Source organism: Paracoccus sp. P2 (assembly GCF_046335115.1).
Lineage (GTDB): Bacteria > Pseudomonadota > Alphaproteobacteria > Rhodobacterales > Rhodobacteraceae > Paracoccus > Paracoccus pantotrophus.
In genome coordinates, this window is the sequence record NZ_JBGOSN010000023.1 from 1 (window position 1) to 18,960 (window position 18,960).

The 18,960-nt window shown below is 69.9% G+C and carries 10 protein-coding genes; 2 read left to right on the forward strand and 8 right to left on the reverse strand.

Features of this window, described 5'->3' with window-relative positions; all coding sequences use genetic code 11:
- Positions 1-77 precede the first annotated feature (77 nt).
- From ACDP63_RS14890 to ACDP63_RS14905, 4 genes are all read right to left on the reverse strand, one after another.
- Positions 78-431 carry a zinc ribbon domain-containing protein YjdM gene (locus ACDP63_RS14890; protein ID WP_409928199.1) on the reverse strand — a complete coding sequence of 118 codons (354 nt, stop codon included), beginning with the start codon at positions 429-431 and terminating at the stop codon, positions 78-80.
- Positions 432-525: 94 nt separating this feature from the next.
- Positions 526-1,164 carry a response regulator transcription factor gene (locus tag ACDP63_RS14895; protein ID WP_024843884.1) on the reverse strand — a complete coding sequence of 213 codons (639 nt, stop codon included), beginning with the start codon at positions 1,162-1,164 and terminating at the stop codon, positions 526-528.
- A complete protein-coding gene (locus ACDP63_RS14900) occupies positions 1,118-2,542 on the reverse strand; it encodes a sensor histidine kinase (RefSeq protein WP_028710236.1) in 1,425 nt (474 codons plus the stop codon). The genes ACDP63_RS14895 and ACDP63_RS14900 overlap by 47 nt, the downstream gene beginning before the upstream one ends.
- Positions 2,542-3,060 carry a molybdopterin-dependent oxidoreductase gene (locus tag ACDP63_RS14905; RefSeq protein ID WP_024843886.1) on the reverse strand — a complete coding sequence of 173 codons (519 nt, stop codon included), beginning with the start codon at positions 3,058-3,060 and terminating at the stop codon, positions 2,542-2,544. The genes ACDP63_RS14900 and ACDP63_RS14905 overlap by 1 nt, the downstream gene beginning before the upstream one ends.
- A gap of 1,326 nt (positions 3,061-4,386) precedes the next feature.
- Between ACDP63_RS14905 and ACDP63_RS14910 the strand changes: the two genes are divergently transcribed.
- Positions 4,387-5,220 carry a peptidoglycan-binding protein gene (locus ACDP63_RS14910; protein WP_409928200.1) on the forward strand — a complete coding sequence of 278 codons (834 nt, stop codon included), beginning with the start codon at positions 4,387-4,389 and terminating at the stop codon, positions 5,218-5,220.
- 9 nt (positions 5,221-5,229) lie between these two features.
- On the opposite strand, the gene ACDP63_RS14915 is transcribed toward ACDP63_RS14910, so the two are convergent.
- The 4 genes from ACDP63_RS14915 to ACDP63_RS14930 all read right to left on the reverse strand — a co-directional run bounded on the left by ACDP63_RS14915 (position 5,230) and on the right by ACDP63_RS14930 (position 10,340).
- Positions 5,230-6,465, reverse strand: a complete 1,236-nt coding sequence (locus ACDP63_RS14915) for a hypothetical protein (RefSeq protein ID WP_028710239.1) — start codon at positions 6,463-6,465, stop codon at positions 5,230-5,232.
- Positions 6,462-8,006, reverse strand: a complete 1,545-nt coding sequence (locus ACDP63_RS14920) for a sel1 repeat family protein (protein ID WP_024843888.1) — start codon at positions 8,004-8,006, stop codon at positions 6,462-6,464. Before ACDP63_RS14920 ends, ACDP63_RS14915 begins: the two co-directional genes overlap by 4 nt.
- 81 nt (positions 8,007-8,087) lie before the next feature.
- Positions 8,088-8,435 (reverse strand): hypothetical protein, encoded by a 348-nt coding sequence (locus tag ACDP63_RS14925; RefSeq protein ID WP_024843889.1) that lies wholly within the window; start codon positions 8,433-8,435, stop codon positions 8,088-8,090.
- Between the two features lie 549 nt (positions 8,436-8,984).
- Positions 8,985-10,340, reverse strand: a complete 1,356-nt coding sequence (locus tag ACDP63_RS14930; protein WP_024843890.1) for an esterase-like activity of phytase family protein — start codon at positions 10,338-10,340, stop codon at positions 8,985-8,987.
- 263 nt (positions 10,341-10,603) lie between these two features.
- On the opposite strand from ACDP63_RS14930, the gene ACDP63_RS14935 reads away from it, so the two are divergent.
- Entirely contained in the window at positions 10,604-18,907 is an 8,304-nt protein-coding gene (locus tag ACDP63_RS14935; protein ID WP_409928201.1) for a GH36-type glycosyl hydrolase domain-containing protein, read from the forward strand.
- The last annotated feature ends 53 nt before the right edge of the window (positions 18,908-18,960 follow it).

Here is an 18,960-nt window from a genome sequence, read left to right on the forward strand (position 1 = left end):
CACATCTCGCCCCTCGGATGGGCGCACATCTTACTCACAGGGGAGTACAGGTGGCCGAAAAGAGCTTAGCGTAGGATTTAGCACCGTCCGGCAGCAGACCCCTTCTTCACGAATTGCGATTTCAGGCCCATCTGCCCGATGCCCGGAATCCGGCAGTCGATGTCGTGGTCGCCCTCGACCAGGCGGATGCCGCGCACCTTGGTGCCGACCTTGACCACCGAGGACGACCCCTTGACCTTCAGATCCTTGATCACCGTCACCGTATCGCCGTCCTTCAGGACGTTTCCGACGCTGTCGCGCACTTCGTCGGCAGGCTGGGGCCCCGCGTCCCGGGACCATTCATGCCCGCATTCCGGGCAGACAAGCAGGGCGTCCACCTGATAGGCATAGGTGGAGGAACATTCGGGGCACGGCGGCAGGCTCTGGGTCATGGCCGCCACTCTAGCCTTGGGCCTTGCGCTTGGCCATCGGGAAAACTGCGGCATTCCGGGGCCTTCCGCCGCAGGCGGCGTGCCACGGCAGCGCCTAGACCTTGCTCGTCGTGCCGAGCCCCAGCGCGATCGCCACGCGGGCGGCATCGGCACGGTTGTTGATGCCCAGCTTGCGGTAAAGTTCCTTGATATAGTGGCTGACCGTATGTTCGGAAATCGCCAGCCGCGAGGCGATGGCGCAGGTCCGCTCGCCCTGCCCCAGCAAGGACAGGACCTGCTCCTCGCGCCGGGAAAGCCGCACGTCCAGCGGCTCGCCCGCGGGAACCATGCCTTCGCGAAGCCGCTGCGCGAAAGCCAGGGTGTTCTCGATCTTGAGATGCAGCAGGTCCAGGTCGATCGGCTTGGCCAGGTAATCGTCGGCCCCGGCGCGCAGCCCGGCCAGATGCGGCTCGCGATCCGACAGCGCGGTCAGGAAGATGAAGGCGGTGCTTTCCGCCAGCTTGCCCGAGGCGCGCAGGTCGCTCAGCAGTTCGAAGCCGTTGCGGCCGGGCAGCATGACATCGCACAGCACGATGTCGGGCCGGTTTTGCGCCAGCAGAGCCTCGGCCTCGTCGCCGTTGCGCGCGCTCAGAACCTTGTAGCCCCTGGATGCGAGTTCTTCTTGCAGTTCCTCGAGGATGAACAGCTCATCCTCGACACAAAGAATGGTCGCCGGCCCGCGCTGCCGATTCATCGTCCTGTTCCCCCTTGGCAGGCACGGCAACGACGAACTCGGACCCCTCACCCAGGCGCGAGGTGAACGTGACCTCGCCGCCGTGCAGCGCAACAATATCACGAACCAGGCTCAGGCCAACCCCGACTCCGGGCAATCGGTGAACATTCGGCGCGCGGTAGAACCGGTCGAAAACCGCGCCCCGCGCCCCCGGCGGGATGCCGGCGCCGCGATCCTTGACGCGACAGAAGATCCGGCCGCCGTCCCGCCATGTCTCCAGGCTGACCGGCGACGGCGCCTCGGAATATTTCATCGCATTCGACAGCAGGTTCAGCACGGCCTGTTCCAGCAGCACGGGATCGGCATCCGCCTGCAGCGGCGTTTCCGACAGGGCGACCTCCAGCACCCTGCCGGGATTGGCCTGCCGCGTCTGCTCGGCGGCGATGCGGGCGATCTGGTTGAAATCGACGATGCGGCGCGACAGCGCGATGTCCTTGCCCTCGACGCTGGCCGAGGCGAGAAAGCCGCTCAGCAGCCGCTCCAGCCGTTCCGCCGCATCCAGGATCCGGCTGAACTTGCGCCTGAGCGTTTCGGAAAGCGGCGTTTCCTCGTCGCGCAACTGCCTCTGCGCGATCATGTGGATGATGGAAACCGGCGTGCGGAACTGGTGCGAGACGGTAACGATGAAGCTGCGATAGACCTCTTTGGCCCGGCGCTCGACCTCCAGCGCCTCCTGCAGCTCGGTCGTGCGCGCGGCGACCGTCCGTTCCAGTTCCGCGCGATGCTCTTGCAATTCCGCCTGCGCACGCATGGCACGGCGCATGTTGCGCCACAGCAGGCCGGCCATCACCACCCCGGTCAGGAAGGCGCCGCCGACCGCCAGCAGCAGCAATTGCATGACCCGCAACAGGGCTTCGCGGCGGACATGGCGGGCAAGCCTTTCCTCCAGCGCGGTGGCGTTGGTGATCTCGCGCAGGACCGAGGCAAGCACGACGACGCGCGGCATCAGCGCGGCGACATCGGTGGGGTCGAAATCCTGTGCCTGGAAAGCCGCGTCGAGTTCCTCCAGCAGGCTCCTGGCCTGGGCGACCAGGTCGCCGGCCCCGATCTCGCGGAAATAGTCGATCTGCGGCCGATCCGCCATCAGCGCGATGCGGCTGTAGAGAATGTCGAAGCGCAGCAACACGTCTTCGACATCCCGGTCCAGGCTGACGCGATACAGGGTCAGCATCAGGTTCTGCGCCTCGCGATCCGCCTGGTTCGCCGCCCACAGGTTGCGCTCGACAAGTTCCTCGCGAAAAGCGTGGTCGATATTGACCAATTGGAACAGAGAATAGACGAACAGCAGGACGAAGCTGGCAATCGTCAGCAGCGCGAAATGAGACCCGCGCAGGCGCATCAGAGGATGGTGATCTCGAACAGCTGCCAGACCCAGCGTTCGTCCATGACGGCGCGTTGCAGTTCCGGCCGCTGGTCGCGCGGATAGACCAGCCAGAGCGGCCCCTTGTCGCGCACGCGCATGGGCTTGCCGTTCATCTCGCGCGCCAGGATGGGCGCGTAGTCCCAGGCATCGCCGGCAGGAAGCACGATGCCGTAATCGTTCAGCGCCTTCACCAGGAGCTTGCGCCCGGCCAGGTCCGACCGCGACATCCCGCCGCCGGTCAGCACGTCCCGAAGGAAGGGGCCGCGAAAGGTCTGGACGCCCTCGGTCCAGCGGGTCCGCGTGGCGATCTGATGCCAGGGCAGCGCCGCGATGTCCTCGTCCTCCAATTCCCTGACGCGGCCCGAAGGCTCGGTGATCGTCAGCATCGGCCGGGCCGCGTGCGCGAAAAGCGGCGAGGCGGGCGCAAGGGCCGCGATCGAGGCGGACAGGACAAGGGTTCTTCTGCTGAGGAACGTCTCGGGCGCGCGATGCATGGGCTATCTCCAGGGCCAGAACATAGCAACGGAGTATGGCATGCGCGAACCGGGGTATAGCCCGCGCATGCCATTTCATCACCTCCGGCCCGCAGGCCGGCGTACTCGTTACGATAATGAATTTTATAAAAATAGCGTCCCCGAGCTTTCTCGCGACAATCACACGAGCCCGAATGGACACCGGCATTCCTGACAGTTCCGGCGGCATGGCGCCATTCCCCAAAATCGGGGAATGGCCCGCGCCTCGACCGGCTGGGGTGCGATTCGGCCGCGCCGGACGCCTCGGCGGAGCCCTGCCGAGCGCACGCGCTGCTCGCGCCCATGTGTCCTGCCTCGGCTTGTCCGGTCGCTGCCGCGCCGCTAACCGGGAACGAATCCGCTGTTCGGCGATTATGGCCGGGAGCATCGCGATAAAGGAGAAAGCCATGCGTCACCTGTCGCTCTTTCTGGCCGCCCTGCTTGTGGCGGGTCCGGCCCTGGCCGAGAACCGCGGCGTGGTGATCGCCAATGCGCGCTACCAGAACGCACCGGACCTGGCCGATGCCGATGCCGGCGCCGCCGCGGCCGCGATGAGGGCGGCCGGCTTTCGCACCGTGACCGGCGCCGACCTGGTGGTGCGTGACGTGCGCCAGGCGGTTGCCGACCTGCTGCGGCCCGACGATTCGCCCGGCGCGCGGATCGTGCTGCTGAACGGGCGTTTCCTGCATGGCGGCAACGACAGCTGGTATATGGGCACCGATGCCGACAAGCCCGACCTGGTCGGCGCCGGGGCGCAGGGCGTGCCGCTTTCCATGGTGCTGGACCTGATGAAAGAGGCGCGGCCGGGCGCGGTGCTGCTCCTGGGTTCGGACGAGGCCGAAATGGAACATGCGACCGGGCTGGAGAACGGCATCGGCCCGCTGACCCCGCCCGAGGGGGTAACGGTGATCTCGGGGCCGCCCGCGGCAACCAGTGCGGCGGCGGCGGCGCTGCTCGAGCCGGGCACCTCGGTCGGCACGGTGGTCGGCGCCGATGACCGGCTGGTCATGGCCGAGGGCGGCGATGCGCAGCTGGTGCTGGTCGCGGCCGGGCCGCAGGCCGATGCCCCGGCCGGGCCGCTGGAGGCCGACCGCGACCTTTGGGCCCAGGCCGCGGCCGAGGATACGGCGGCGGCCTATCGCGGCTATCTCGACCGCTATCCCGGCGGGCTCTACTCGGCGGCGGCCAAGGCGCGGCTGGATGCGCTGGGGGCGGCGCAGGCGGACCGCGATCTTTGGGCCGAGGCCGCGGCGGCCAATACGGTCGCGGCCTATCAGGATTACCTGGCCCGCTATCCGCAGGGCGAGTTTGCCCAGGCCGCGCAGAACCGGCTGGCCGAATTGCGCCCTGCCCCGGCCCCGGCGNGATCTTTGGGCCGAGGCCGCGGCGGCCAATACGGTCGCGGCCTATCAGGATTACCTGGCCCGCTATCCGCAGGGCGAGTTTGCCCAGGCCGCGCAGAACCGGCTGGCCGAATTGCGCCCTGCCCCGGCCCCGGCGCCGGCGCCGGCCCCCGAGATCCAGCAGCCGCGCCAGGTCACGCCGCCGCGCCAGGTCTCGCAGGCCGAACTGACCGAGAACCGGCTGAACCTGTCGCGGGGCGACCGGGTGGCGATCCAGCGCCGGCTGAACACGCTGGGCTATTCGACCGGCGGCGCGGACGGGATCTTCGGCTCGCGCTCGCGCTCGGCCATCCGCGGCTGGCAGCAGCGCAACGGCTATGCGGTGACGGGCTATCTGACCGGGCCGCAGGTGGACGCCATGCGGGCGCAGGCCAATGCAGCCGCCCCCAGCCGCGACCAGCAGGACCGCGCCTATTGGCAACAGACCGGCGCCAAGGGCGGGGTGCGCAACCTGCGCGCCTATCTGGACCGCTATCCCGACGGCATCTATGCCCAGACCGCCCGGCAGCGGCTGGCCCAGGCCGACCGGGACAACCCGCGCCGCGACCGCGAGGACCAGGCCTGGCAGCGCGCGCGGCAGGTCGATACCGTGCAATCCTATACGCAATACCTTCAGAACTTCCCGCGCGGCGAACATGCCGAGCAGGCCCGCCAGCGCCGCAACCGGCTGATCAACCAGGGCCAGATCGGCAATGGCGTCATCGGGCTGGACACGATCATCCGCGAACTGGTGAAGTGACCCGCCCGCTCAGTTCAGCATCACCATGGCCAGGAACGGCCCCGTCTCCAGCAGCATGTCCGAAAAGCGGCGGAAGCTTTCCGGGCTGACCGGCGGCGCGTCCGAAAAGTAATCGGCCAGCGCCCAGCCCTGGATCACCCCGTCCACCGGCAGCGGCGCCGGGTCTTCCAGCCAGGCGCCCAGGTCGATGCCCATCGGCCCGCGCCAGAACGGGATGGTCCTGTCGCCCGCCAGCAGCGCCTCGCCATCGGCCAGCACCGCCTGCCAGGCCGCGCCGGTGCCGGGCGGAAAGGCGATGCCGGTGGCCGAGATCTGGCGGTCGTTCGGGATCCATTCGCCGGCATTGTCGCTTTCCTGCCCGACCAGCGCCCAGAAGCGGCGGTTCTGGTCGATGGTCTGCTGCCAGTGCGCGCGGGCGGCGCGGGTGCGCCCGGCATCGGGCTGGCGGCGCAGCATGTCGATGGCGACGGCCAGCGGGTCGATGAAATCGTCCAGCATCGGCGGCAGCGCAGCCTCGCCCCCGGCCAGGCGGCTTTCGTCGATCCGGGCCCGCATGGCAAAGACCTTTTCCAGGCTGGGCGTCGGGTCGAAGGCCAGCAGCAGTTCGGCACCGCCCGAGACCAGGTGCGTATAGGCCGCAAGCCAGGCCGCATCGGCGCGGTCGAAGCGGATCACCGGCGGCGCGGGCGGCGGGGCCGCTTGGCCGGTCTCGGGGTCAAAGGCCGGCATGCCGGACCAGACGATGCCGGCCAGCAGTTCCGCCGCGCCCTCGCCCATCCCGCGCCGGCCGTCGGCATCCAGGTCGAACCACAGATCGCCCAGCGAGATCGCCAGCCCGAAATCCTCGTCCTCGGCCAGCCCCTCCAGCGCGGCGCGGCTGCGCGCCATCGCCTCCAGCGTGGCCTGGGTCTGCTCGGCCAGCGCCTCGGGCGGCATCGGCTGCGGCGGCACGGATTGCGGCAACTCGGCGGCCGAGCCGAAGATCATCCCGCCAAAGGGCGCGACGCCATAGGTCACGCGCCAGCGCCAGGCCGCCTCGACCGCGCCCAGGAACTCCAGCCCGGCAATGGCGAAACGCTCGTCGGGCGCCGGGTCGGACAGCGCGTGCAGCCGCGCCAGCGTGGGCGCGATGCCCTGCTGCGCGATCTCCCGCGACAGGGCCGAAGGATCGACCGGTTGCCGCGCCAGGGCGGGCGCGGCGGGCGCGGCAAGAACAAGCGCCAGCGAAAGAACCAGCCGCCTCATGGCCGGCCCTCCGCCAGGCGCTGCGCCAGCTTGCGCCGCGTCCAGTCCTCCAGCGCCAGTTCCTCTGCCCGGTCGCGGGCGCGCAGCCAGATCGGATCGGCGCCGAAGCGCGCCTCCAGCCGCGCCATCAGCGCCTGCGCCGGCCCGTCGCCCGCAGCCGCGGCCAGCGTGGCAAGCCGCCAGGCCAGCGCATAGCTGCGCGTCACGCCCTCGCCCCGCTCATGAGCCAGCGCCGCGTCGCGCAGCGCCTGGGTCGAGGCGAAGCTGCCCTCGGGCGGGGCGGTTTCGGCCGCCTCCTGCGCCGCCAGCAGATCGGCGGTGCCGAGCCGCGCCTCGATCCGCTCCAGCACCCCGGCCGCACCCGTCACCCCTTGCGCCGCCGCCCGCAGCGCATGGCCATAGGCAAGCGCGGGATCGGTGTCGGCCGTCAACCGCGCCAGGGCCAGCGCCACCTCGGCATCCTCGCGCAAGGGGGTCAGCAACTCGACGGCCCGGCGGCTGTTCTGCGGCACCCCCCTGCCCTCGGCCAGTGCCAGGCCCAGGGCGCGGTTGTCCTGATGCGTCGCGGGATCGGCGATCAGCGCCACCGGCGGCGTGGGCAACCCGTTCGAGAAGCGCGGCCGGAACAGCGTCGCCGCATCTTCGGGCCCCGCCCAAAGCGTCGTGTCGAAGGCTACCGGCTCGGCCGGGCGGATCTCGGCGGTGACACGGCCCGGCTCGGCCATGAAGGCGCGCAGGGCACGCACCAGCCCCTGCTGGGACTGGTGCAGGGCGCTGCCCGGCTCGGCGGTCAGCAGCGCCTGCAAGGCCTCGGGACTGCTGGCCTCGGGCGGCAAAAGCGGCTTCAGCCTTTCCCAGACACCCAGGTTCTCGACCGACAGATGCGCCGCGCGCAGCGTGCCGCGCAGGCCGATCTGCGGCGTCTCGTCCGTCTCGGCCCCGGCCTCGTCAGCCTGGCTCGCCGCCGTGATCTTTTCGAAGAAATCCGGAGAAAACAATGAAACATAATCGAAATCTGCGCTCGCCTCGATCCGGGCGATGCCGGGGCTGATCGCCCGGATGTCGGCGCTCAGCGCGCCGCTGCCCGCAGCCTGGCGCAGATCGACCGACAGCGCCGCCAGGGGGATGCTGGCCCCGCCCGTCACCACGCCGATCATGGCCGCGTCGGCGCCGAAGCAGTTGTTGGCGATCGACAGTTCGGCGGCATCCAGGCGCAGCCGCGATTCCGCGTCGCTCCAGAGGCTCAGGCCCGAGACCTGCAACCGCCCCAGCGCAACCCGGCAATTCCTGTGCCGGCCCAGCCCGGCGATTTGCAGGTCGCGCAACACCAGCCCGCCGCGGGCCGCGTCGATCTCCAGCCCGTCATAGCGGATGTCGGCCACCATCCGCGCATAGGAAATCGCCCCGCGCACCAGCCCCGCCGCGATATTTGCGGGGGAAAAGACGCTGGTCGTCGCCGGCGCAGGCTCGGCAGGGGCGGCGCCGGCCAGGGCCAGCGAAAGGACGGTGCCGGCGGCAAGGCGTCGGGCAAGCGGGCGCATGGTCTTTCTCCTCTTGCTGCTTGGGCAAGAAGGGAAAGCATCGGCGCGGAACTTGCAAGCCGCTTCGCCGCCGGGGCCGCCCTATTCGGTCAGCACGTGCCAGACGCCGCCCCGGCCGTCGCCGGTCGTCTCGCCCGCAGCCTTGTCACCGGCATAGTAATAGAGCGGCTTGCCGTCATAGGCCCATTGCAGCGCACCGTCGTTGCGCTCGACCAGGGTCCAGCCCTCGCCCTTGTCCTCGTCGCTGCTGCCCAGATAGGGCGGCCAGTTTCGGGCGCAATCGTCGTAGCAGGCGGATTTTCCCTCGGCATCCCGGTCGAAGGTGTAAAGCGTCATGCCGCCATCGCCCGTGACCACGGTCTGGGCCTGCGCCGCGCCAAAGGACAGCAGGGCAAGCCCCGCCGCCATGCAGATCGAAACCATCTTCATGATCGACACCCCGGAGCATCTTGCATCGGACAGCGGCCGGTCAGGCGCATGGCCCGCCTGCTCCCTTGCGGGACGCATGACTGCCGGCCGCGGACATGATAGGCGCGTCCCCGGCCGGCGTCGATGGGTTTTGCGCGGATCAGCCGGCGCGGCGCACCCGGCAGGATCGCATCGGCGCCCCTGGCGCAGGTGCCTTCGGCCGGGGCGATGGAATGGCACGGGTGCCGCCCTCCCCGCGCCCGGTGACGAAGCGCGCCAGAGCCAGCCGTCCCTCGGCCGTCCCGGCATGGTTCCCGCCGGTCCCGCCGCCGCCCGCCGCGCGACCAGATCGGTGCGCGCGTCGCAATCGATCGCGCCATCGGCCTGGAGGGGCGATGACAGGCGTTCGGATGCCATCCAGAACCCTGCGGGAGCGTCATGTCGCAGCCCTTCCCCACGGGTTTTTCCTGTCCCGTGGCAGGGCGGGGCACCCGCCCCGCCGCACAGGAGAATGTTCAGGCATGAGGCATCAGGAAGGCCGCGCCATCCGTCGCGCCGCCCTCTGCCCGGCTATTGCGCCGCCAGCAGTTCCGGCACCGACAGCAGGATGAATTCGTTATCCGCCGCCGTGCCGATCCGCCGCCCGCCCGAGAAGGGCAGGTTGTTGTCATTGGCCAGCATGATGTGGTTCTCGTCCACCCGCGCCACGTCCTCGATGGTGAAGAAGGGGAAGGTGAAATTCCCCTGCTCGGGCTTGTGGTCCGGCAGCGCCCTGCCCTCCGGGTCGGCGATGTCCAAGAGGTCGACATGGCCGATGCGGCGCAGATAGCCCTCGGCATCCGGGCTGGCGGTATCGACCAGCACCACCCGTTTCAGCCGCGCGGGCAGCGGATAGCAGGCCGACATGTCCACCGCGCCCTCGGGGCAGGCACGGGCGGCATCGCCCTCGCCATTGTCGCGTTCGATCACCAGGGCGCGGGTCTCGTCGATGAAGTTGAAATCGCCGATGGCCGTGGCGCCCTCGGACAGCCTGAAGCGGTAATGCTCGCCGGTCCAGTCGGCCTTGCCGGTGTCGAAACTCATCACCCGCAGGAAATCGCCCTCGGGCTGGCCGTCATCGCCCAGAAGCGGCTTTTCCAGCATCGCCCAAAGCAGGCCGGTGCCGGGTTGCAGGGCCATGCCCTCATAGCCGCCCGACCGCTGGACGCGGAAATCGCGGCCCGGCTGGGCGGGCACGGCGATGCCGGGCGTGTCGGGGCCGGCCAGCGCCTCGCCCTCCAGCCGGGTCGGATGCACCGACAGCACCCGCCCGTCCATGGCCACGCGCAGGATATAAGGGCCGAACTCGTCGCCGATCCAGATCTCGCCGTCCAGATACTGGATGCTTTCGGGGTCGAAATCGGCGCCGGTCAGATAGCGGCTTTCGGTCGTCTCGTTGGCGATGCGGAACGGCACCTTGCGGTCGGGGTCGCGCAGGAACACGGTCTCCAGCCGCTCGACGGTGCCGGCGGCGAAATCCGGCTGCATGCGGTGAAAGAACAGCATGGCGTCGGGGCTGTTGGCCTTGGAGCCGAAGCCGTTGTCGGTCAGGGTGAACCAGCTGCCGTCCGGGGCACGATTCATGGCAAAGCCCGACATGCCCTGGACCGGCTGGCCCAGGAAGGGCAGCGCGATGCCCGTCTTGTGGCTGCCATAGGTCGGGCCGGTATCGCCCTCGACCGACATCGGCGCATCGTTGCGCGCCGCGCCGGTGAAGCGGCCCGACAGCCACAGCTCGCGCGGCGCATCCGCCGGCGGCGGGACCATGGTAAAGGCGGGCAGCACCGCATGGCCCGCCAGCCGGGCCGGAAAGGTCTCTTCGGCAAGGGCAGCGGGGGCCATGGGGGCGGCGATGGAGCAGGCAAGCAAGGCAAGGCCAAGGCGCATGGTTCGAAATCCTTTGTCGTCGCGATGCCGCCGCTTTAGGCTGGGCAGGTGACAGCGATGCGGCAGGTCGGTGTCAGATCCGTGATGCCGTCCCGCCCGAATGCCGGGCAATGCCGGGTCACCGGGCGGTGCGTGCAGGTTTTTGGGAACCCTGCCGCCGCCCGGGCCCTTCCTTACCGGGAGGCGACAGCGAGAAGCGACGGGACGGAGACGGAACCATGCAGGCAGACGGCGCCGGTGTCGGGAGCCCGGAGGGCGGCGGAATGGGGGCGACCGCAGCGTCGATCTTCGAGGCGGCCGGGCGCGCGGTCCTGGAGCAGCAGCGGCTGCAAACGACCGGCTTCGACCCCCGCGCCGCGCGCTTCGACCTGGCGCAGGCGGCGCGGGACCAGCGCGTGCTGTATCAGGCCGCGCTGCGCGCCGATGCCGAGAGCGAGCATATCACCACCGCGACGCGCTGGCTGCTGGACAATTACCACACCATCGCCGAGACCTATCGCCACCTGACCCGCGACCTCAGCCCGGCCTTCCTGCGCTCGCTGCCGCGCGGGCAGTTCCAGCCGGTGGCCGAGCCGATCCCCCGCGTGCTGGCCCTGGCCTGGGACTATGTCACCATGACCGACGGCGACCTGCGCGAACGCAGCTTCGCCGATTTCATCGCCGGGGCGCAGCAGGTGGATTGGCTGACCATCGGCGAGCTGTGGTCGCTGCCCTCGATGCTGCGCTATGCGCTTTTGCTGCGCATGCTGCGGCTGAGCGAGGAGACCGAGCGCGCCCGCCGCGGCCGGCGCGAGGCCAATGCCGCCATGGACCGGCTGATGGCCATGGACGAGCCGGGGCCTGCGGATTTCGACCTGGCGGTGCCCGGTCCCGCCCTGCAGGACGCGGCCTTCGTCGCGCAGGTGATCTATCGCGTCCATGCCGGCCTCGACCGCACCCATGCCATCACCGAACAGCTCGCCCGCCGGCTTGCAGCGCAGGGCCGCACCGCCGAGCAGGTGATGGCCGGCGAACAGACGCGCCAGACCGCGAACAACGTCACCGCCGCCCATATCATCCGCGCGCTGAAGCGCCTGGACGAGATCAACTGGCGCGAATGGTTCGAGGCCACCAGCCGCACCGAGGCGATCCTGCGCGAGGATCCCGACCACCAGCGCCTTGCCCCCCAGACCCGCAACGCGATCCGCAACCGCATCGAGATGATCGCCCGCCATTCCGACCTGGCCGAGCCCGAGGTGGCCGAGCGCGCGCTGGCGGCGGCCGGGCGGCGGGACATCCCGGTCTCGGTCGTGCTGCTGGGCGACGACGCGCCGCGCTTCGAGGCCGATTGCGGCTATCGCCCGGTCTGGCGCGAGCGGCTGGCCCGGCTGGCCCGGCGCCACGGCATCCTCAGCCTGATCCTGCCGCTGGCGGCTCTGATGCTGCTGGCGGTGCTGCTGTGCCTGGCCTATGTGCCGGCACAGACCGGCGGCTTCCTGGCCGCCACGCTGATCGTGCTGTCGCTGGCGGCCTTTCTCGATGCGGGGCTGGCGCTCTTGCGCTTCATGGCCAGCCGGCTGATCGCGCCGGCGCAGCTGCCCGCCTATGAGTTCAAGGACGGCATCCCGCCCGACCATGCCACGCTGGTCGCCATCCCCTGCCTGCTGACCAGCCTCGACACCATCGACGACCTGCTGAGCAATCTCGAGGTGCATTACCTTGCGAACCCCGATCCGGCGCTCAGCTTCGCGCTGCTCACGGATTTCACCGATGCGCCCGAGGAGACGACGCCGCGCGACGCCGAACTCTTGGCCTATGCCCGCCAGGGCATCGCGGCGCTGTCCGAGAAATACGCCCATATCGGGCGGCGCTTCTACCTGCTGCACCGGCGCCGGCAATGGAACGAGGCCGAGGGCGCCTGGATGGGATGGGAGCGCAAGCGCGGCAAGCTGGTCGAGCTGAACGCGCTTCTGCGCGGCAGCCCCGACACCAGCTTCGTCGATACCGGCCCGCGCCCGCCCGAGGGCATCCGCTATGTGGTGACGCTGGACGCCGACACGCGGATGCCGCGCGACACGGTGCGGATGCTGGTCGGCATGATGGCGCATCCGGTCAACCGCCCGGTCTACGACCCGGCGCGGCAGCGCGTCATCCGCGGCCACGGGCTGATCCAGCCGCGCGTCACCTCGCTTCTGAAACACGGCAGCCAGACCTCGCCCTTCCAGCGCATCCTGTCGCAGGACAAGGGGATCGACCCCTATGTCTTCACCGTCTCGGACCTGTACCAGGATCTTTTCGGCCAGGGCACCTATACCGGCAAGGGCATCTATGACGTCGATGCCTTCGCCATCGCCGCCCAGGACGGCATCCGCGAGAACTCGGTCCTCAGCCACGACCTGATCGAGGGCGCCTGGTTGCGCGCGGCGCTGGCGACCGACGTGAACTTCATCGAGGAATACCCCAAGCGCTTCGACGTGGACCTGTCGCGCCAGCACCGCTGGGCGCGCGGGGACTGGCAGTTGCTGCCCTATCTGCTGGACCTGCGCAACGGGCTGGATGCGCTGGCACGGTTCCGCATCGTGGACAACCTGCGCCGCAGCCTGCTGCCGGTCTCGCTGATGCTGGCGGGGCTGGTGGCGGTGATCGGCCTGCCCCATGCCGATGCACTGTTCTGGCTGGGCCTGCTGGGCGTCTCGGTCGGGCTGTCGCAGTTGCTGGGCTGGCTGATGGGGCTGATGCCGCGCCAGTCCGGGGTGGCGCGGCTGCGGCACATGCTGGTCATCGGCAACGAGCTGATAGACCAGATCACCGCCTTCATGATGCGGCTGACGCTTTTGCCGCAGATGGCCTTCAGCATGGTCGATGCGATGGTGCGCAGCCTGTGCCGGGTCTATGTGTCGCGGCGGCACCTGCTGGAATGGACCACCGCCGACGCCATGGCCCGCCGCGCGCACGAGACGCTGCCCGGCCATTTCCTGCTGATGCGCGGCGGGCTGGCGCTGGCGCTTGGCTTCGTCGCGCTGGCGGCGCTGCTGCGCCCCGAGAACCTGGCGCCGGCGCTGGTGCTGGGCGTGCTGTGGCTGGGCGCGCCGCTGATCGCCTGGGTCAGTGCCCGCCCGATCGAGCATGAGGGCGCCCGCCCCCTGACCGCCGAGGAGCGGCTGGAATGGCGGGCCGAGGCGCGGCTGATCTGGCGCTTTTTCGAGACCTTCGTGGACGCGCGCACCAATCACCTGCCCCCCGACAACTACCAGGACCATCCGCAGCCCAAGCTGGCCGAGCGCACCTCGCCCACCAATATCGGGCTATACCTGCTTTCGACCGTGACCGCGCATGAGTTCCGCTGGATCACCCTGCGCGAGGCGCTGGACCGCATCGAGGCCACGCTGAGCACCATCGAGCGGCTGGAACGGCATCGCGGCCATCTCTACAACTGGTATGCGACCGATACCTTGCAGCCCCTGGGCACCCGCTATGTCTCGGCGGTGGACAGCGGCAATCTGGCGGGGCATCTGATCACGCTGTCCTCGACGCTCAAGGAGTGGACGCGCAACCCGGCGCTTTATCATCTGCCGGAACTGTCGGGCGCGGTGGACATCCTGTCGCTGATGCGCCGCCTGCATGCGGCCATCCCGCGCGAGCGGCGCAGCCTGAACCCGCTGCGCGACTGCATCGAGGAACGCATCGCCGGGCTGTGGCACAGCATGGCCAGCGCCCAGGCGCCGCATCTCGCGCCCCTGCATGTGCAAAGCTACGCCCGCGCCGCCGCGAACCTGCAGGTGCTGATCCAGGGCCTCGTGACCGAGATCCCCACCGCCGCCGCACGCGAGCTGGATTGGTGGACGAGCCGGCTGGTCTCGACCTGCGACGAGATGGAAAACCTGGGCCGCATCGACCCCGACGAGGTGGCCCTGTCGGCCCGGCGCATGGCGGCGCTGGCCGAACGCGCCCGCGCCTTCGCCTTCGAGATGGATTTCGCCTTCCTCCTGGACCCCGAGCGCCAGCTGCTCGCCATCGGCTACAATTGCGTCGAGGGCGCGCCGGACCAGTCCTTCTACGACCTCCTGGCCTCGGAGGCGCGGCTCGCCTCGCTTTTCGCCATCGCCAAGGGCGACCTGCCGACCGAGCACTGGAACCGGCTCGGCCGGCCGATGACGGTGATGCCCTATGGCTCGACGCTGGTCAGCTGGTCGGGCTCGATGTTCGAATACCTGATGGCGCCCCTGGTGATGGACGAACCGCCCGGCTCGATCCTGCACAGTTCCTGCGATGTCGCGGTCGAGGCGCAGATCCGCGACGGCTGGCGCGCCGGCCGGCCCTGGGGCGTGTCGGAAAGCGCCTATAACGCCCGCGACGCGCAGATGAACTATCAGTATTACGCCTTCGGCGTGCCGGAACTGGCGCTGCGGCGCTGGCTGCGCGACGACCAGGTGGTCGCACCCTATGCCAGCTTCATCGCCGCCGGCTTCCGCCCGCGCAGCGCGCTGAAGAACCTGCACCGGCTGGCGAATCTTGGCGCGCGCGGCGAATACGGCTTTTTCGACGCGGTGGACTTCACCCCCTCGCGCCTGCCGCAGGGGCATAAATGCGCCGTGGTGCGCAGCGTGATGGCCCATCACCAGGGCATGAGCCTGATCGCCATCGCCAATTGCCTGATGGACGGGCTGCACCGCAACCGCTTCAACGCCGATCCGGTGATCGAAAGCGTCTCGACGCTGTTGCAGCAGAAGACCCCGCGCGAGGTCTCGCCGCTCCTGCGCGAGACGATGCGCCGCCGCCTGCCCGGCCCGTCCGAACTGGGCCAGACCGAGATCGTCGAGGTGGCCGATGCCGCCGCCGCGCCCCATACCGTCGCGGTCATGTCGAACGGGCGGCTGTCGATGCTGCTGGATGCCAGTGGCGCCGGGCGGCTGCGCATGGACGGCACTGCCATCACCCGCTGGCGGCCCGACCCGGCGGCGGATGCCTGGGGCGAGTTCCTGTTCATCCGCGACCTGGCCTCGGGGCGCTGGTGGTCGGCCACCGCCGCGCCCGGCTTCGACCCCGAGATCGCCTATGCCGCCCGGCTGTTCGACTACAAGGCGAATTTCGCCGCCCTGGGCGAGGGCATCCATTGCGAGACCGAGGTGATCCTGTCCGACGACCTGGACGCGCGCGGCGCGCGGGTCAAGCTGCGCAACCTGTCGGACCGGCCGCGCCAGCTGGCGCTGACCAGCTATGGCGAGATCGTGCTGGACCAGAACGACGCCGACCGCGCCCATACCGCCTTCTCGCGCATGTTCGTCGCGACCGAGGCCCAGCCCGAGCGCGGCCGCATCTTCGCCCGCCGCAACAAGCGCAACCCGCATGACCCAGACCGCCACCTGATGCATCTGAGCGCCGGGGCCGGCGTGCCCGATGGCGCGGCCACCGACCGGCGGCTGTTCATCGGCCGCGGCCGCTCGATCCGCGCGCCGCAGGCGCTGGACGATCCCGACCTGCTGACCCAGGTCGCGCCGGGCGAAAGCTATACGCTGGACCCGATCTTCTCGCTCAGCCGGCGGCTGACCCTGGATCCTGGGAAAGAGGCGGTCGTGACCTTCTGGACCGTCGCCGCCGCCAGCCGCGAGGCGCTGGAAGAGGCGCATCTGCACCTGGCCGACGAAGCCAGCTATGACAACGAACACCAGATGGCCTGGACCCGCAGCCAGGTGCAGCTGCATCATGCCAGCATCACCCCCGAGGAGGCGGCGCTGTTCCGCCGCTATGCCGCGCTGCTGGTCTATCCCAACCAGATGCTGGCCTCGCAGGTGCGCCATGTCATGGGACCGCAATCGGCGCTCTGGCCGATGTCGGTCTCGGGCGACAATCCGATCATGGTGCTGCGCATCAACGACCCCGACCTGATGCCGGTGGCCCGCCAGGCGATCCGCATGCAGGAATACCTGCGCATGCGCGGCCTCGAATGCGACCTGGTGATCCTGAACGAGCAGCGCGTGAGCTATGCCGCCCATCTGCACGAGGCGCTGAACAACCTGTGCCACAGCATGCAGTTGCTGCATTCGCGCCCCTCGGTCTTTGCCGTCGATGCCAACGGGCTTTCGGCCGAGACGCGCGACACGCTGCTGGCCGTGGCGCGCGTGGTGATCCATGCCCAGAACGGCAGCCTGGCCGGGCAGATCCAGCGGCTGGAGGCGGCCGAGCTGCGCCGCGGCATCGCCCGTCCGCCGGCCCGGCCCCTGCAGCGCCCCGCGCTGCGCAGCGATTTCCCTCCCGAGGATCTGCATTTCTGGAACGGCACCGGCGGCTTCGACGCGCAGGGCAATTACGTCATCCGCCTGCGCCATGGCGAGGCGACGCCGAACCCCTGGATCAATGTTGTGGCCCGCAGCGATTTCGGCTTTCACATCTCGGCCGAGGGCGCGGGCTTTACCTGGTCGGCCAATTCGCGCGACCACCAGCTGACGCCCTGGTCGAACGACGCGGTCAGCAACCCGCCGGGCGAGGGCATCCTGATCCGCGACCTGGGCACCGGCGCGATCCACACCCCCTATGCGGCGCTGTCGAGCCAGCGCGAGGCACTTTACCAATGCCGCCACGGCGCCGGGTTTTCCGAATTCACCGCCTGGTCGGGCGAGCTGGAGATCACCGCGCTGCACAGCCTGACGCCCGATGCGGCCCTGCGGGTGATCGGGCTGCGGCTGACCAACCACGGCACGCGCCGGCTGACGCTGGACGTGGCACATTTCCTGGAGCCGGTGATGGGCGGCGCCCGCGCCAAGACCGCGCCCTATCTGCAGCTGCGCTACCTGCCCGAGGCGCGGGCGGTGGAATGCGAGAACCCCTATTCCATCGACTATGCCGGCCAGCGCATGATCCTGTCGGTGGACCGCGAGGTGACGGGGCTATGCCTGTCGCGGCTGATCTGGCAGGGCCGCAACCGCGACGCCGGCCTGCCGGCCTGGTTCGACGCCACGCTGAGCCGCCGCTTCGTGCATCGCCACGACGGCGACCCGGTGATGATGCTGGAAACCCGCATCGAGATCGAGCCGGGCGAAAGCCAGAACGTGACCTTCCGGCTGGCCGCCGCGCCCGGCGCCGCCGCAGCCCCGCTGCTGGCCCGCACCGACACCGCCCGGCAGGCCGCCACCGCCCAGACCGAGCATTGGCAGCACATCTTCGACCGCCTGCAGGTGCAGACCCCCGACCCGGCCTTCGACCTGATGGTGAACCGCTGGCTGCCCTATCAGGCCATCGCCTGCCGGATCCGGGCGCGCTCGGCCTTCTACCAGGCTTCTGGGGCCTACGGGTTCCGCGACCAGTTGCAGGACACCTCGGCCATGCTGGTCTATGATCCGGCGCTGGCCCGCGCCCAGTTGCTGGAAGCCGGCTCGCGCCAGTTCCCCGAAGGCGACGTGCAGCATTGGTGGCTGCCCGGCACCGGCGCGGGCGTGCGCACCCTGATCGCCGACGACGTGGTCTGGCTGGGCCATGCGCTGGCGCGCTATGTCGAGGTGACGGGCGACCGGAGCGTCCTGGACGAGCCCCTGCCCTTCATCCTGGGCCGCGCGCTGGAGCCGGGCGAACACGATGCCTTCTACCGGCCCGAGACCAGCGACCGCATGGCCCCGCTTTACGACCATGCCGCGCTGGCGCTGGAACTGGCCATCGCGCGCACCGGCGAACAGGGCCTGCCGCTGTTCCTGGGCGGCGACTGGAACGACGGCATGAACCGCGTCGGCGCGGCGGGGCGCGGCCAGTCGGTCTGGATGGGCTGGTTCCTGGCCCAGACCATCGCCATGATGGCCCCCCTGGCCGAGGCGCGCGGCGAGGACGGGCGCGCGAAACGCTGGCGCGCCCATGCCGCCAAGCTGTCCCGCGCGCTGGACCGGCACGGCTGGGACGGCGGCTGGTATCTGCGCGGCATTTATGACGACGGCACACCGCTGGGCTCGGCCGCGTCGCAGGAATGCCGCATCGATTCCATCGCGCAAAGCTGGTCGGTGATCTCGGGCGCCGGGCGCAGGGACCGCCGCGACCCGGCGCTGGACGCGGCGCTGGAGCATCTGCTGGACGAGGACGGCATGCTCTTGCGGCTGTTCACCCCGCCCTTTGCCCGCGCGCCGCAGGATCCCGGCTATATCAAGGGCTATCCGCCCGGCGTGCGCGAGAACGGCGGGCAATATACCCATGCCGCGATCTGGATGGTGCAGGCGCTGTGCATGGCGGGCCGCGCCGACGACGCCTGGCGGGTGTTCCGGCTGCTCAACCCGATCAGCCATGCCAGCGACACCGCCACCCTGCAGGTCTATCGCGGCGAGCCCTATGTCGTCGCCGCCGATGTCTATGGCGCCGAGGAAAAGACCGGCCGCGCCGGCTGGACCTGGTATACCGGCTCGGCCGGCTGGCTGCACCGCGTCGCGGTCGAGCATATCCTGGGCCTGCGCATCAAGGACGGCGAAAGGCTGGAGGTGGCGCCCGCCCTGCCCTCGCATTGGCCGGGCTTCCGCGCCAAGGTGATGATCGGCAATCGCCGGCACGAGGTCGAGGTGACGCGCGACCAGGCCGGCACCCCGCGTATCCGCATCGACGCCGAGGGGGCGGCATGACGGCCCGCTTCTGGCAGGCGACACGGCCCAAGGCCCGTCGCGGCGGTGCCCGC